This window comes from Micromonospora cathayae (assembly GCF_028993575.1).
Classification (GTDB): domain Bacteria; phylum Actinomycetota; class Actinomycetes; order Mycobacteriales; family Micromonosporaceae; genus Micromonospora; species Micromonospora cathayae.
The window spans coordinates 3,970,017-3,985,256 of sequence record NZ_CP118615.1; the positions used below are offsets into that span (position 1 = coordinate 3,970,017).

The following is a 15,240-nucleotide window of genomic DNA, read 5'->3' on the forward strand; positions in this document are numbered from 1 at the left end:
TCGCGTCCGGGGTGGCGGTACCGGTGCGGAGTTGTCAGAAGCTGCTGACCAGCTTGACGAACGCGTCGTCGATCTTCGCCGGGTCGCGGGCGTCGAACGCCTTGCCCGCGGACGCCTTGGCGATCCGGTCCAGCGTCCCGAAATCGGACTGCTCGTCGAAGGCGATGCAGAAGATCTTGATCGGCCGTTCCGGATCGAACGCGTCGTCCCGGAGGAGGCGGGCCAGGTCGACGCCCTTGGGGTACTCGTTCTTGCCGTCGGTCAGGAGGACCACCGCGTTGATCCGGGACGGATCGTAGTTGTCGAGCATGTGTCGGTGTGCTGCCCGTACGGTGGCGTACAGTTCGGTATCACCCTCGACGTGGAGATCGTTGATCTCCCTGGTGAAGGTCTTCTGGTCGAACGCGGAGAGTCGGACCTCTTCGCTGTACGGCGACTTCGGCCGCTGAGCCGTCTCTGAGGAGAACGAGCCTCCCCACACAGGCGGACCATGCCACGTTCCGTCGACAAGGGACAATGGCTCTCGGCGTTGCCAGCGGGTTTCTCGCCTGGATCGGGGTCCTGTCGGTGGTCGTCCTCCTTGTCGCGACCCTACGACGCCGCCTGTTCTCCGGCACCGGGTTCGGTGTGTCGCCACGGATGCTGAGGCAGCTCACGCGTCGGGTCGGCCGGGCACCTGGTCCTGCTGGGGGCCGAGCTGGCTGATCTCGTACCCGTCGGGGTAGCTCTTGGTTCTGATCCCGTCGGCGAACAGGGCCTCGGTCCGTGGCGCTCCGAACCACCGTTGCAGCCGGGCGCGGGTCTTCAGCGCCGCATGCAGACCGGCCCGGACCGGCCAGGCCGGTGTGTCGACGCGCATGGCGCGACGGAGCGGTGCGTCGTACATGGCGCTGACCAGTGCGTTGCCCAGCGGGGCGAGGGGCCTGGGGATGCGGGTGAGCATCAGCATGCGGGTGGCCCGCTCGATGGCGGCCGCGTCGTCGTTGGGCTGCAGGTGGGTGGCGTCGTGGGCGTCGAACCAGGTCTCGAACGCCTCGTAGGAGGCGGGGATGTCGGTGATGCCCATCCGCCGGCCCAGCTCCCGGTAGAAGACGTGGGTGGCGTGCCGTTCGTGGCAGCAGGGCCGGCGCCAGCCGTACCGTTGCAGCCACCGGGTGGGGATCACGACCAGGCAGCCGAGGACGTAGCGGTAGGCGTCGTTGCTGATGTCGTAGCGGCGGTGGATCTGGTTGACGCGCCGTAGCGCCTCGCGGCCGCGCGGCTGGTCGAACCCGTTGAGCACCATCTCGTACATGAGCAGGCCGGTGTCGTCGAGCCGCTGCTGGGTGCGTTCGGTGAGCTCACCGGTGGCGGTGTGCACGGCGGCGATGGCGGGGACGGAGAAGGACCGGTTGAAGGCGAGGTTCAGTCCGAGCTTCAGGTCCCAGGGGAACTCGTAGCGCAGCATGGTCTGGTAGATGGCCAGGTGGTCGCGTTCGGGGTCCAGGGCGCGGATGCGGGTCAGGTTGGCGTAGCGGTCTCTCATCGGTGGGCCTCTCCAGCCTCGGGTGCGGCCTGGGCGGCGGCGAGCCGGGTCGCGACGAGTGTCCGGGCCACCACGGGGGAGCGGGCGTACGCGGTGGTGACCCGGGTCAGCCAGGCGATTTCTCCAGCGTAGCCACCGGCCGGGCGGTGCAGGTCGTCCGCCGGGTGGGGGACCGCGGCGACGACGCCGGCCCGGTGCCGTCGCAGGGCGCAGGCCAGGTGCGCCGCCTCGATGGTGGACCGCCGCTCGTCGTCGTTCAAGCCGGCCTGTTCGGCGAACCGTCCGGCCAGCTCGGTCACCTCGACGTCCATGTACGGGCGGAGCGCGAGGCGGCCGTCGCGGATCTCGGCGACCCGGCGGGTCAGCGCGTAGTCGATGTCGCGGACCGCTCCGAGCGGTCGGCGCAGGCTGGTGTCGAGTTCGAGTTCGGGCAGGACGGCGACGAGGTCCCGCCAGAGCGGTTCGAGGTGCCGGTAGGAGCGGAAGTCGTCCCAGCGTCGGGTGATGGTGAGGATCGGTCCCCAGGCCGGCATGGTGAGACCGACCATCATGAGCAGGGCGCTGACGGTCACCAGCACGGAGGCGATCTCCCGTTCGCCGGCGGGTCGGTAGCCGCTCCAGTAGGCGATCAGGTAGATGATCTTGTTGGTGCTGTAGAGCAGGGCGAAGGCCGCGCCGACGGCGGTGATGCGAAGACCACGGCGTAACCACGGGCGTCCGCAGATGCGGGCGAAGCGCCAGCAAAGCCGGGTGATGTCGGTGCAGTAGGCGAAGAAGCCGACCAGCATGAAGATCAGCAGGTAGGCGGTGACGGCGGGATCGGTGGCGTACTCCACGGTCAGCAGCACGGGGGCGGCGTAGGTGAGCGTGTGGCCGAACAGGCCGACCATGGCGAGGAAGGCCCCGCTGGTGACCCACACCCAGCGTCGGCTCCGCACCGCGGCTGTCGCCGGGGGCAGCGCGAGGTGGAGCAGCATGATCTCGGCGCTCGCGGCGATCGTCATGGCGCAGCCGTGGGAGATGACCTTGGCCAGGTTGGGCAGCCCGGACGCCTGGTCGATGCCGGTGGCGAGGGGTGGGATGGCGAGGGTGATCCCGGTGGCGAACGCCCCGAGCGCCACGCAGATCGCACCCCGGACCTGTCCGGGCTGCCGGTGCTGCAGGCGCAGCATGTAGCCGAAGGCGAACCAGCCGGCGACCGCGCAGACGGCGTAGAGGGCGGTGTCCATCCCGGCTACCAGTCGGGGTGTTCCAGCGAGTGGCGCAGGCGGCCGTAGAGTTCGGCCTGGCCGCTGTCCAGCGGCGAGTCCGGCCCCTCGTCGCGGACACCGCGGGCCCGTCTCAGCAGCAGCGAGCCGATCATCTCCGCTTCGCGTTCCTCGGCGGCGGCGTAGTTGCTGCGGCCGAGGCTGCGGCGGACCAGCTGCGGGTCGAGGTCGGGAAGCAGCAGCCGGGAGGCGTTCTCGTCGAGGATCTCGGTGGCCTGGTGGCCGGCGATGAGGTGACCCAGCTCGTGACCGATGATCAGCAGCTGGTGCAGGGGCGAGGTGTCCTGCTCGAAGAAGATGGCGTCGAACTCGCCGGTCGGCACGAACATCCCGCACACGGAGTGCGCCGGCAGCCTGATCGGCATCAGGTGGATGGGCCGGCCACGCCGTTCGCCGAGCACGTCGCACAGCTTCCGGATCTCGAACGGCTCCGGTATCTCAAGCTCGGCGACGATCCGCTCGCAGCGCTTGCGTAGGCGGTGCAACTTCACGTCAAGGTTCCCTCGCTCGTCGGCGTACTGCCATTGGAGGATCTGCACAGCTAGCGGCGATCGTCCCGCACAGCACCGGTCGTGCTGGGGCTGACACCTTCGGCGACGGCCCGTAACCGGGCCACCATCTGCTCGATGAGCTGCGTGTCCCCTGCGGAGAGTCCGTTGTCGGCGAGCACCTGGCGCAGCGCCACCTGCTTGACGTCCATCCGGCGTAGCTCGCTGAGCAGGGTTATCTGTTCCTGGGTCCGGCGGGCGGCCGCGTCGTCCACGAAGTAGCCGGAGTTGACGCCGAACGCGGCGGCCAGAGCGCGCACGTGCGAGGTGCGCGGGTCGCTGGCCACGCCGCGCCGTAACTCTCCTATGTAGGCGGCGCTGATGGTCACGCCGGTCTCGGCCGCGGTCAAGTTGATCTTGTCGGCGATCTCCTTGTTCGTGTACCGGCGGCCGGCCTCGTCCGCGGCGCTGAGCTCCTCGGAGGTCGGCCGGATCGTGTCGAACAGGTACTCCAGCCTGGCGGCCAGCGTATCCAGCGGCGGCAGCTCCTGCTCTGGCTGTGGATCGTCGACCATGACTCTTCACCTTCCAGCGACTAAACGGCAGTGTCGCAGACGCGGGCGCCAGCGAAACAGATGTTGACACATATGCGGAACGTGAGCGTATGCTCGCTCCTGCTCGGACACGGGTGTTGAGTGTCAGCGAAGATCGCTCAACACCTGTTTCGTGGGCCGGGGGCCTGACCGCGGTCTGGGTCGTCCGAACGGGGAGTCGCCAGTGGGCAGGATCCGCTCTGAGGGGGGCGCGACGAGGGGTGGATCCCGCAGTCGTCGCTGGCGTACGTGGCCGGCCGGAGGGGGAGCCGGCATCGGCAACCTCACCCGGCCGCCGCTGGTGGAGGGGATGGCTGGGCCGTCCGGTCAGGGAGCCCGATCCCGGCTGGCGGCCCAGCCACAGCGGCCCGGCCGGTGCGCGTCGCCTGACCGGCCTCTCCTCGCGAACGGCCCCCTGCGGTAACAGGGGGCCGTTCTGTCTTTGGTCGGTAGGAGTGGGTCGGGTGTTCCGGGGGCGGCCGACGGTCACCGGGGGTGGCGGCGGTGACCGTACTGACCGTGGCTATCCGATGCAGATGGCGACGGCCGTGAGGCTCTGGGTCGTGCTTCCCCGGTTGGACCCACGTATCGTCCAGCCGTTCCCGGACGCGAACGAGTCGGTGAAGAAGATGTCGAAGGCGGATGTCCGGCCGCCGCCACCGGTGACGATCGTGCCGGCGGGGCAGGTGGCGGTGGCGATTCCGTTTCCGCCCGGCGCTACCGACACCGGGGTTCCGGTCGTCTGGGACAGCGGAGTGACGCCGCCCGACTTCCCGCTCGCGGCGGCTCCGGGCTCGGCGGCGGCTCCGCTCAGGGGCACGGCCAGCAGGAGGCTACTGGCCAGTGCGGCCGCTGCGCCGACGACGAGCAGCTTCTTGTTCCTCATGGTGGTTCTCCGTCTCTTGTCGAGAAATGATCAGCCGTACGGTCGGATACAGCCTGCGACACCGGCCGTGATCAAATCCATACATATGTGCCAAAGAATCCGATAATAAGAATTAACCGGCATGTCGCTGTCCTGCCGGTGACGCACGCCGCTGAGCAGGCTCTTCTTCCATCCGATCGCGATCGTCGGGGGCGTCCGACAGATCCCCGGGCGATGGGGACGTTTCGTTGATCGGGCGGCGCGTGTGTCCGAAAGAGACAACCGGCAGGAGTCGGGAGGACGACTGCTGTCCGACTCTGCCCCCGGTGGCCGGCGGTCAACCGTCGGGGAGCGCCGAATGCGTCGAACGGGTTACCAAGCCGGGAATGGGACGGTGGGGCGGTGGCTTCCCGTCAGCGGACGGTGATGACGACCTTGCCGCGGGCGTGGCCCTGCTCCACGTGGCGTACGCCCTCGGCCGCGTCGGCCAGCGGGTACGTCCGGTCGATCACCGGGGTGAGCGTGCCGGCCTCGATGAGCGCGGCGACGTCGAGCAGATCCTGGTGGGTCGGTCCGGCGGGGGTCGCCGGGAGGATCACCCGGAGGCGCTGCCGGACGAACCGATCGACCGCGATGACGCGCAGCATCGCGCCCACCGCCCCGAACACCCGGCCGGGTGGGCCGCCGCCGTTGGCGACCAGCGTCCCGGTCGGGGTGAGTGCTCGGCGTAGCCGGCCCAGCGGGTGGTTGCCGACGTTGTCCAGGATCAGGTCGTAGCGTCGGGGTGCGTCGGTGAAGTCCTCCCGGGTGTGGTCGACGACGTGGCTGGCGCCCAGGGAACGCACCAGTTCGACGTTCCGGCTGCTGCACACGCCGGTGACCTCCGCGCCCAGGGCGGCGGCGATCTGCACGGCGTACGTGCCGATCCCACCGCCGGCCCCGTTGACCAGGATCCGCTGCCCGGCCCGGGCCCGACCCACCGTCCGGATGCCGCGCAGGGCGGTCACCGCCGCCATCGGCACGGCTGCGGCCTGGGCGAAGGTGAGGCCGGCGGGCTTCGGTACCAGCAGGTCCGGGGTGGTGCGGGCGTACTCGGCGAAGGAACCCGGGCAGAAGCCCAGCACCGCGTCACCGGGGCGGAGGCCGCGCACGTCGGCGCCGACGGCCGCCACCCGGCCGGCCGCGTCGATCCCGGCGGTCCGGACCTTCGGCCGGGTCAGCCCGGTGCCGCCCATCAGTCGGGCGACGTACGGGTCGCCGCGCATCAGGTGCCAGTCGTACGGGTTGACCGCGGCGGCGTGCACCTGCACCAGCACCTGGCCTGCCGTGATCTCCGGGCGGACCGCCTCCACCAGCCGCAGAACGTCCGGTGGGCCGAACCGCTCCTGCGCGATCGCCTTCATCGAGACCCCCTCACCGTCGCAGGTGTACGGCGTACACCGTCCTGAGAGCATGGTGAGGTGTACGCCGTACACCTGTCAAGGTGGGTCAGCCGCCGGCCCGGAGCCGGTCGAGGCCGTCCAGGGTCAGGTCCAGGGCGAACTCGAACTCGAACTGGTCGTCACAGCCCGAACCGACGACCGACTCCCGGTCGTGGGCGACCGCCGTCGCCAGTTCGGTGAGGTGGGGGAAGCGCGCCGCCATCTCCTCCGGTGGCAGCGCGTCCGGCTCCGGCCCCCGCCCGGAGCCCTCCTCGAACAACTCCTGGGAGAAGCCGAGCAGGCGGCTACCCATGACGTGCATCGCGTGGTGGGTCAGGTCGACCGGGAATCCGCCCGCCCGGAAGATCCCGATCATCGAGTCCAGGTACGCCAGCATCACCGGGGTCGGATGGGCCCGCGCCTTGGCCCGCGTCTCGATGACCGCGGGTGCCCACGGGTGCCGCAGCAGCATCCGGCGGGCCGACAGCACCCGTCGGCGGATGGCGGTCCGCCAACCGACCCCGTCGACCGGCGGGTCGATCTCGCCGACGAGCACGTCGACCATGCCGTCCAGCAGCTCGTTCTTGTTGGCCACGTGCTTGTACAGCGCCATCGGTACCACGCCGAGCGCCTGCGCGATCCGGCGCATGCTCAGCGCGTCCACGCCGCCCTCGTCGGCCAACGCGACGGCGGTGTCCAGCACCCGCTTCCTGGTCAGCGGGGCGCGGGGCGGCGCGGCGGCGTCGGACTGGCTGGTTGTCTCCACCGTCTCCTCCGTGGCTGGGCCGGGCCGGCGCGACCGGGAAGCCGCGGTGTCTCCCCGGCAGGTATACAACCTCCAGCGGCAGTCTCCACCTACCGGGGCGGCCGGGCGGCGGGTCGATCCGGTGGCGCGGTGGCCCGCCCCGTGATCGCGAAGAGCCGGTCGACGGGGTCCACGACGGCGGGCAGCGACGCGCCGGGCACCAGGGCGGGGTCGTCGGCGCGGACCGTCTCCGCCTCGAACGTGGCGAAGCCGGGCCCGCTGACGCGTAACCGGAGTTCCAGGCCGGGATCCTCCCCGCCCAGGTGGTTCGTCACCGCGATGATCTCCGCCGTCGCGGCGACCCCGCCGGCGGCCAATCGACGCGCGTCGCGGCGGGAACGGGTGACCAGCCGCCAGCCGAAGACGCCGGAACCCACCCCGACGACCGTCGCCAGCGCGCCACCGGCGAGCAGGCCCCAGAAGTCGGTGGGCGACCGGGACGGGCCCAGCGTCACGGCGACGGCGAGCAGGACGGGACCGGGCAGCCAGAGGGACAGGAACACCACCCGGCAGAGCAGCGCCCCGATCGGACCGATGCGGGTTTCCGCTTCCCGGGGACTGCTCGTCACGCCCGTCACCCTAGTGCAGCCGGCCGACGACCACGTGGCGGGCGACGCTCGCCCCAGCCTCCGTCGCGGTGACCGGAGGCAGCTTCCCACCGGCCGAGGACCACGCGGTGGTGCCGCCAGGTCCGACCGGTCCGCTGCCCGCGACGCCGGGGCGGCCCCCGGTCCGTCCCGTGCCGTGATCCGGGTCAGGGCCCTCCGCCGGTCCGCACGTCGGTGGGCGGAGGGCGGCCCGGCCGGGTCAGGCGAAATCGAGCACCAGCCGGTGGGCGGAGGGCGGCCCGGCCGGGTCAGGCGAAATCGAGCACCAGCCGGTGGGCGGAGGGCGGCCGGCCCGGTCAGGCGAAGTCGAACACCAGCGGGAAGGCGAGCACGACCACCCAGGCCCAGCCGGCGTACACGGTCAGGTAGCGGGTCTGCCAGCGTTCCAACCGGGTGAAGGGCAGCCGGCCCCGGACGAAGCCGAGGAACAGCCAGGCCGACCACGCCAGGTTGGCCAGCAGGATGACGTTCTCGCCCAGCGCGGCGGTCTTGTTGGGGCTGAAGCCCCATTCGCTGATCCGACCGGTGATCGCCAGCAGCACCAGCAGGTCGATGACCAGGGCGCTGACCACGAGCACGAGCTGTACCCGGTCGAACAGGCCGGTCCGGGTGGTGAGGTCGCGGGCGGAGATGGCGTACAGCAGCAGGCCGAGCACGATGACCAGCAGCAGGTCGAAGACGATGAGGACGTCGCGTTCGACGTCGATGCCGTTGTCGGTCCAGGCGACGGCGACCAGGAAGGCCAGCAGGGTGGCCGCGAAGAGCGGGGTGAAGACGCGGGTCAGCACCGGTGCCATGTTCTCGATGACGCTCTGCTTGGCCTCCACCAGCCAGGCCGACACGACGACGGCGGCCATCGCGCCGCACGGCAGCAGCCATCCGCTGACGAACTCCTCGGCGTCCAGGCCGATCGCCTCGAAGGTGCCCACCGTGAAGGCGGTGAGCACGCCGCCGCCGAGGGCGAGCAGACTGAAGTAGATCAGCCATTCCCCGGTGAAGCGGATGAAGTCCATCCGCCGTCGGTCCGACCGCCAGTCCCCGCCGACGTAGGCGACGCCGACCACCAGCCACAGCGCGAGGGGCAGGTGGATCGCGGTGAGCACGGTGCTCTGCGAGTCGTCGGCCAGCGGGTACGCGTTCGCGCCGAGCGCGCCGACGGCGAACAACGCGGCGAGCACCGCGACGACCCGCGGCCCGACCTGACGCCGCCAGGCGAAGTAGCCGGCCAGTGCCGGCAGGGCGAAGAGGCCGAGGTTGCGCGCGTAGAAGGTGGCGTCGTCGGACAGGTCGAGCCCGAACCAGGCCGGTACCTTGATCGCGAGGGCCGCGACGGTCGCGCAGAGCACCATCACCGGCAGCTCGCGGCGACCGTGCCCGCCGGTGGACGCGTCCGGTTCCCCGGGCAGCACGAGTTGCTTCCACAGCCGCCCGGAATGCTCGCGGGCGAACTCCCGGGACAGCGTGTCGAGGCTGCCCATCCGCTTGACGGCGATGAGGAACGCCTCGTCGTCCCGCAGGCCCGACTCGGTCAGCTCGGTGATCCGGCTGCGCAGGTGGTCCTCGAGTTCCTCGGTGTCGGTGTGGTGCAGTTCCCGGCGGCGGTGGGTGTAGGCCCGCCACTGGGCGATCTGGCCTTCCAGGTCGGTGTCGTTGTCGAGGGTCATCGTCCCGTCTCCCATGCCGGTGCCGTGATCGGGCTGATGGACTGGGTGGTGGCACCCCAGACGCCGCGCAGGGCGTCGACGACCGTGGCCCACTGGCGGCGTTGCTCGGCCAGTTCGGCGCGGCCCTGGTCGGTGATGCGGTAGTACTTGCGGCGACGCCCCCCGGGTGGGGTCTGCCAGTACGACTCGACGTGGCCGAGTCGTTCCAGCCGGTGCAGCAGCGGGTAGAGCAGCCCGTCGGTCCACTCCAACTGCCCGCCGGACAGGTCGTTGACCTGTTTGAGGATCGCGTACCCGTAGCTCTCGCCCTCGGTGAGGATGCCCAGCACGAGGGGTGTCGCCGAGGCGGCGACGAGGTCTTTGGTGATGTGCATGCGAACCGCCTATACCTAGAACCTCAATGCATAGTACTTCTAGGTTTCGGGGCGGACAACCGGTACCGGGCCGTGACCCTCCCCCCCCCCGACGCGCGGGGAAGGGCCACGGCCGGTGATCAGGGCTGGACGTCGCGCAGTGTCGCCGCTCGACCGGTGGTGCCGGCACCGGTGCCCCGGGTCACGGCCGCGAGGGCCAGGGCGGCGGCCACCAGGACCGCGCTGACCAGCAGCGGGGAGCGGTAGCCGAGGCCCGCGCCGAGCGCCGCACCGCCGAGCGCCGGCCCGACCGCGGCACCGACGTTCATCGCCGCGGTGGCGAACCCGCCGGAGAGCCGTGGTGCCTCCGCGGCCAGGTAGAGCACCTGCGAGATCAGCGTGGCGCCGACCGCGAAGGAGAGCACCCCCTGGACGAACACGAAGCCGAGGGCGGCCACCGGATGGGCGGCGGTGAGGGCGAACAGCAACCAGCCGGCCAGCAGCGCGGTGCCGCCGACCAGCACCACCGGGCGGGGACGCCGGTCGGCCAGCCTGCCGCCCAGATTGACACCGATGAACGATCCGACGCCGAACACCGCCAGCACGCCCGGCAGCCACCCGCTGCCGAGCCCGGTCACCTCGGTCGTCACCGGCGCCAGGTACGTGAACGAGCAGAACGTCGCACCGTTCACGCCCGCCCCCACCAGCAGCGTCACGACCAACCCCGGGTGGCGCAGCGCCCGTAGCTCGTGCCGGGCGGTCGGGGCGTCCGGGTCGACGGGGGTGGACGGCACCGACCGCAGGATGGCGACGACGGCGGGTGCGGAGAGCGCGGCCACCCCCCAGAACGCCGCCCGCCAGCCCCAGACCTCACCGAGCACGGCGCCGAGCGGAACACCCGCGACGCAGGCCAGGGTCACCCCGCTCAGCAGTACCGAGGTGGCCCGGCCCTTCGCCTGCGGGCCGGCCAGGCCCGCCGCGGTCGCCAGGCCGACGGCCAGGAAGCCGGCCATGGCCAGCGCGGCGGTCACCCGGGTGAGCAGCAGCACCCCGAAGCTGGTGGTGACCGCGCCGGCCACGTGCGACAGCAGGAAGGTGACGAGGAAGGCCAGCAGCGCCATGCGGCGGGGCCAGCGCAGGCTCAGCATCGCGACCAGCGGCGCACCGACGATCATGCCGATGGCGAAGGCCGAGGTCAGGGTGCCGGCGGCCGGGATGGACACGCCGAGGTCGGCGGCGATGTCCGGCAGCAGGCCGGAGAGCATGAATTCCGAGGTGCCCTGGGCGAAGACGGCCAGCCCGAGCACGTAGACGGCGAAAGGCATCGAGAAGCTCCAACGTTGGCGCACAGCAGGGGGACGCGACCCCGGATCAGGGGTGGTCGCGTCGGGTGGGGCCCACCGAGAGGGGCCCGACAGAAAACCCACGATGCGGTCGACCGGGGCGGCTCACGACGCGCCGCTGCACCCGGGCAGCAGGGACCGTCACCCGACCCACGCTCGACAGGGGAGCAGGGTCGGTTACCCGCCTACGCGATCAGCCACCGACCAACCGGTGGCTGGCTTCTCTCCGCCTCAGGACCGGACACGCTGCCCAACGTAGCAACACCGGGACGGCGCGTCCACGCTGGCCGGTCAGCGGCCCGACCGGGCCGCCGATCCCGGCGCGGTCACCGGTTGGACAGGGGCGCCGCCTCCGGCGCGGGCACCTGCGCGCTGGCGCGGGTGCGCTGGATCAGGACGACGCAGGCCAGCACCACCACCGCGGCCACCACCGAGGCCGGCGTGACGGTCTCGCCGAGCAGCAGCGCCGACCAGATCAACGTGAGCACCGGCTGGGCGAGCTGGACCTGGCCGACCTTGGCGATGCCGCCGCGGGCCAGGCCCGCGTACCAGGCGAAGAAGCCGAGGAACATCGACACCAGGGTGAGGTAGCCGAACGCCGACCAGGCGGCGGCGTCGGCGTGCGGGGGGTGGGCGACGGCGGCCACGGCGGTGAGGGTGACGGTCGCGGGTAGCGAGAGCAGCAACGCCCAGCAGATCGTCCGCGCGCCGCCCAGCTCGCGGGCGAGCACGCCCCCCTCGGCGTACCCGAGGCCGCAGAGCACGACCGCCGCGAGCAGGAACAGGTCGGCCAGGGACAGCGCGCCGTGCACCATCCCGCTGGCGGCCAGGAACGTGAGCACCGCCAGCATCCCGGCGGCGCTGGCGATCCAGAACAGCGGCGGCGGGCGCTCGTGGGACCGCAGTACCGCGAAGATGGCCGTCATGGCGGGCAGCACGGTGATGACGACCGCGCCGTGCGCGGAGGTCTGCGTGGTGAGCGCGAGCGACGTGAACAGCGGAAAGCCGACGATGACGCCGAGCGCGACGATGGCGAGCCGCCGCCACTGCCCGGAGGTGGGCCGCGGCGCGCCGGTGAACCGCAGGTAGGCGTACGCCAGCAGCGCCGCGCCCACCGACCGGCCGAAGGCGACGAACCACGGGTCGAGATCCTGCACCGCGACCCGGGTCATGGGCAGCGACATGCTGAAGCCGAGTACCCCCAGCGCGCCGAGCACGAGCCCCGCGTTCTGCCCCGCCGTTATCGTCCTGCCGTCAGTAGCGCTACTCTGTACCGTCATGGGTAATGGTAACGCTGTGGATTCCGTTGTCCAGGACCTCCGGCGGCTGGCCGCTGCGGCGGCACCCGGCACCCGCCTGCCCTCGGTCCGCGAACTGACCGCGCGGCACCACGCCTCCCCGGTCACCGTCGCCGCGGCCCTCCGACAACTCGTGGCCCAGGGCATCATCGAGACACGGTCGGGCCGGGGGACGTTCGTGGCCGCCCGACGCCAGGAACGACGCGCGCCGGACCTGTGTTGGCAGACGGTCGCGCTCGGCCCTCGCCGGCCCGGCGAGGAGGAACTGCAGGCGTTACTCGCGTTACCGCCGACCGGGGCCATCGCGCTATCCGGCGGCTACCTGGAACCCGACCTTCAGCCGGCCGCCGCGCTCGGTGCGGCGCTGGCCCGCGCGGCCCGCCAGCCCGCCTCCTGGCAGCGCGGGCCGAGCGAGGGCCGCGAGGACCTGCGCGCCTGGTTCGCCCGCGAGGCCGGCACCGGACTGCGCCCCGACGACATGGTCATCTGCCAGGGCGGGCAGGCCGCGCTGTCGTCGACGCTGCGCGCGCTGGGCAACCCCGGCGACACCCTGCTCGTCGAGTCCCCGACCTACCTGGGCGCGTTGGCCGCCGCCCAGGCGGCCGGACTGCGGCTGGTGCCCGTGCCCGCCGACGCCGACGGCGTACGCCCCGACCAGCTGGCCGTCGCGTTCGCCCAGACCAGCGCCCGGTTGTTCTACTGCCAGCCGCTGTACGCCAACCCGCACGGCGCCACCCTCGCCACCCACCGCCGGGCCCAGGTCGCCGAGACGGTACGCGCCGCCGGGGCGTTCCTGATCGAGGACGACTACGCCCGCGACCTGGCCATCGACGGGGACGTACCGCCCCCACTGGCAGCCGACGACCCCGACGGACACGTCATCTACCTGCGTTCGCTGACCAAGTCGGCGGCACCGGGCCTGCGGGTCGCCGCGATCGGCGCCCGCGGGCCGGCCGGGGCCCGGCTACGGGCGGCCCGGCTGCTCGACGACTTCTTCGTCGCCGGGCCGTTGCAGCAGGCCACCCTGGAGTTCGTCACCGCGCCCAGTTGGGCCCGGCACCGCCGCGACCTGCGCAACGAGCTGCGGTCCCGGCGCGAGGCGCTGCTGTCCGCGCTCGCCCGGCACCTGCCGTCGCTGACCCCCCAGGTGGTGCCGCGCGGCGGCCTGCACCTGTGGGTCCGGCTACCCGACGGCACCGACGACGTCGCGCTGGCCGCCGCCGCTGCCGCCGAGGGGGTCATCGTCTTCCCCGGCCGCCCGTGGTACGCCGCCGAGGCCCCGGCACCGCACCTGCGCCTCACCTACGCCGCCGCCCCGGCACAGCTCATGGACGAGGCGGTACGGCGGCTCGCGAGCGCACTCGACCGGCGATAGCGTCCGCGAACCGACCGGCGCTGCCCTCGGCGAACGGCAGGTTCAGCGACGGTTCGCTCAGTTCCAGCTCCAACAGCAGGGGCCGGCCGTCGTCGCCACGGACCAGGTCGACGCGGGCGTAGAGCAACGGCCGGGCCAGCCCCAGCTGCGCCGCCGTCGCGTGCAGAGCGGCCGTCGCCACGTCCCGTTCGTCGTCGTCGGCCGAGCGCGGCGTCCGGCACTCGAACGTCGGCACGCTCGTCGTACCGTCGGGCAGCAGCAGCGCGTCCTTGCGGATGGCGTGGCTGTACCTGCCGTCGAAGAAGATCAGGTCGGTCTCGCCGTCCCGGTCGATCGACTCCAGGTACGGCTGGAGGAGCACGCTGAGGCCCTGGGCGAGCAGCCGGTTCATGTGCCGGACCGGCGTCGACCCGTCGGTGCGCGCGAACCGTTGCACGTCCTTCGAGTAGGCGCCCACCGCGGGCTTCACCACCACCTCCGCGGCGGCGGGGTGCCGCGCCCAGAACTCGCGCAGCGCCGCCGCCGGGTCCGCGCCCGGCTCGACGATCCGGGTCGGCACCACCGGCACGCCCCGGCCGGCGAGGTCGACGAGGTAGTGCTTGTCGAGGCTCCAGCGCACCACCGGCAGCGGATTGACCAGATCGGTCACCTGGTCGACCCGCTCGCACCACGCCAGGAACTCCGGCAGCCGTTCCACGTAGGTCCACGGTGAGCGCAGCAGGACGGCGTCGAAACGCGCCCAGTCGACGGCCGGGTCCTCCCAGGAGCACACCTCCACCAGCAGGTCGACCGCCCGGCACGCGTCGAGCAGCAGCGGCATGTCGTAGTCGACCGGCAGGCTCGCCTCGTCGGTCACCAGCGCGACGGTCACCACGGCAGGTTCCTCCCCTTGTGCACCCAGGTGCCGGTCGGCCCGTCCGCGTCCAGCAGCGCCATGCTGACGCTGGTGGCCGCGCCCTCCGAGACGTGCTGGTCACCCTCGCCGTCGTTCAGGTCGGTCTTCGTGTAGCCGGGATGCACCGCGTTCACCTTGATCGGGGTGTCGCGCAGCTCGTAGGCCAGGTGCACGGTCCACGAGTTCACCGCGCTCTTGGACGCGCTGTACGCCGGCAGCGACTTGAAGGTGTCGCTGTAGACGTACGAGCCGGGGTCGCTGTGCGCGGTCAGCGAGGCGAGCAGGCTGGAGACGTTGACCACGCGGCCCGCCGCCGACCTGCGCAGCAGCGGCAGGAACGCCGTGGTCACCGCCACGACACCGAACAGGTTCGTGTCGAAGGTCCGCCGCCACAGGTCGAGGGGCTGCTCCGAGGGCTTCCGGCCGTACTCCTCCACCCGGATGCCCGCGTTGTTGACGAGGATGTCGAGCCGGCCGTACCGCCGGTCGACCTCGGTCACCGCCGAGGCGATGGTCTCCTCGTCCGTCACGTCCAGCAGCAGCGGGTCGACCTCGAGTCCGGTGCCGCGCAGCTCACCGGCCGCCGCGGAGACCCGGTCCGCCGTACGGCCGGAGAGCAGCACGTGTACCCCGTGCTCCGCGAGCTGCCGGGCTATCTCGAAGCCGATGCCGCGGTTGGCGCCGGTGACGACGGCGATGGTGGATGGTTGTCCGGACACGTCGAGCTCTCCGTTCGAGG

16 protein-coding genes are annotated in these 15,240 nt (G+C 71.9%); 1 reads left to right on the forward strand and 15 read right to left on the reverse strand.

Annotation, left to right across the window (positions count from 1 at the left end; translation table 11 throughout):
- Positions 1-34 precede the first annotated feature (34 nt).
- From PVK37_RS18190 to PVK37_RS18250, 13 genes are all read right to left on the reverse strand, one after another.
- Positions 35-481: a vWA domain-containing protein gene (locus PVK37_RS18190; RefSeq protein WP_275028651.1), complete on the reverse strand. Its 447-nt coding sequence runs from the start codon at positions 479-481 to the stop codon at positions 35-37.
- A 171-nt stretch (positions 482-652) separates the two neighbouring features.
- Complete coding sequence (locus PVK37_RS18195; protein ID WP_275028652.1) at positions 653-1,525, reverse strand: oxygenase MpaB family protein; 873 nt, start codon at positions 1,523-1,525, stop codon at positions 653-655.
- Positions 1,522-2,754: an MAB_1171c family putative transporter gene (locus PVK37_RS18200; RefSeq protein ID WP_275028653.1), complete on the reverse strand. Its 1,233-nt coding sequence runs from the start codon at positions 2,752-2,754 to the stop codon at positions 1,522-1,524. The genes PVK37_RS18195 and PVK37_RS18200 overlap by 4 nt, the downstream gene beginning before the upstream one ends.
- Before the next feature lie 5 nt (positions 2,755-2,759).
- Complete coding sequence (locus PVK37_RS18205; RefSeq protein WP_275028654.1) at positions 2,760-3,284, reverse strand: ImmA/IrrE family metallo-endopeptidase; 525 nt, start codon at positions 3,282-3,284, stop codon at positions 2,760-2,762.
- A 50-nt stretch (positions 3,285-3,334) separates the two neighbouring features.
- Positions 3,335-3,856 carry a hypothetical protein gene (locus PVK37_RS18210; RefSeq protein ID WP_275028655.1) on the reverse strand — a complete coding sequence of 174 codons (522 nt, stop codon included), beginning with the start codon at positions 3,854-3,856 and terminating at the stop codon, positions 3,335-3,337.
- Positions 3,857-4,397: 541 nt separating this feature from the next.
- Positions 4,398-4,760, reverse strand: a complete 363-nt coding sequence (locus PVK37_RS18215) for a hypothetical protein (RefSeq protein WP_275028656.1) — start codon at positions 4,758-4,760, stop codon at positions 4,398-4,400.
- A gap of 392 nt (positions 4,761-5,152) precedes the next feature.
- Positions 5,153-6,142, reverse strand: coding sequence for an NAD(P)-dependent alcohol dehydrogenase (locus tag PVK37_RS18220; protein ID WP_275028657.1), 990 nt, complete (start codon positions 6,140-6,142; stop codon positions 5,153-5,155).
- Between the two features lie 85 nt (positions 6,143-6,227).
- Positions 6,228-6,926 (reverse strand): TetR/AcrR family transcriptional regulator, encoded by a 699-nt coding sequence (locus tag PVK37_RS18225; RefSeq protein ID WP_275028658.1) that lies wholly within the window; start codon positions 6,924-6,926, stop codon positions 6,228-6,230.
- An 89-nt stretch (positions 6,927-7,015) separates the two neighbouring features.
- Positions 7,016-7,534 carry a hypothetical protein gene (locus tag PVK37_RS18230; RefSeq protein WP_275028659.1) on the reverse strand — a complete coding sequence of 173 codons (519 nt, stop codon included), beginning with the start codon at positions 7,532-7,534 and terminating at the stop codon, positions 7,016-7,018.
- 335 nt (positions 7,535-7,869) lie between these two features.
- Positions 7,870-9,237, reverse strand: a complete 1,368-nt coding sequence (locus tag PVK37_RS18235) for a permease prefix domain 1-containing protein (protein WP_275028660.1) — start codon at positions 9,235-9,237, stop codon at positions 7,870-7,872.
- The gene (locus tag PVK37_RS18240) at positions 9,234-9,611 is read right to left on the reverse strand and encodes a PadR family transcriptional regulator (protein ID WP_275028661.1); all 378 of its coding nucleotides are present in this window, start codon (positions 9,609-9,611) and stop codon (positions 9,234-9,236) included. The genes PVK37_RS18235 and PVK37_RS18240 overlap by 4 nt, the downstream gene beginning before the upstream one ends.
- A gap of 119 nt (positions 9,612-9,730) precedes the next feature.
- Positions 9,731-10,915, reverse strand: a complete 1,185-nt coding sequence (locus PVK37_RS18245) for a Cmx/CmrA family chloramphenicol efflux MFS transporter (RefSeq protein WP_275028662.1) — start codon at positions 10,913-10,915, stop codon at positions 9,731-9,733.
- A 344-nt stretch (positions 10,916-11,259) separates the two neighbouring features.
- Entirely contained in the window at positions 11,260-12,150 is an 891-nt protein-coding gene (locus PVK37_RS18250) for a DMT family transporter (RefSeq protein WP_275028663.1), read from the reverse strand.
- A 61-nt stretch (positions 12,151-12,211) separates the two neighbouring features.
- Between PVK37_RS18250 and PVK37_RS18255 the strand changes: the two genes are divergently transcribed.
- Complete coding sequence (locus PVK37_RS18255; protein ID WP_341483388.1) at positions 12,212-13,606, forward strand: aminotransferase-like domain-containing protein; 1,395 nt, start codon at positions 12,212-12,214, stop codon at positions 13,604-13,606.
- Here the strand turns inward: PVK37_RS18255 and PVK37_RS18260 are convergent.
- Positions 13,557-14,480, reverse strand: a complete 924-nt coding sequence (locus PVK37_RS18260) for an ATP-grasp domain-containing protein (RefSeq protein ID WP_275028665.1) — start codon at positions 14,478-14,480, stop codon at positions 13,557-13,559. The genes PVK37_RS18255 and PVK37_RS18260 overlap by 50 nt on opposite strands.
- A complete protein-coding gene (locus PVK37_RS18265) occupies positions 14,474-15,220 on the reverse strand; it encodes an SDR family oxidoreductase (RefSeq protein WP_275028666.1) in 747 nt (248 codons plus the stop codon). Before PVK37_RS18265 ends, PVK37_RS18260 begins: the two co-directional genes overlap by 7 nt.
- Positions 15,221-15,240: the final 20 nt, after the last annotated feature.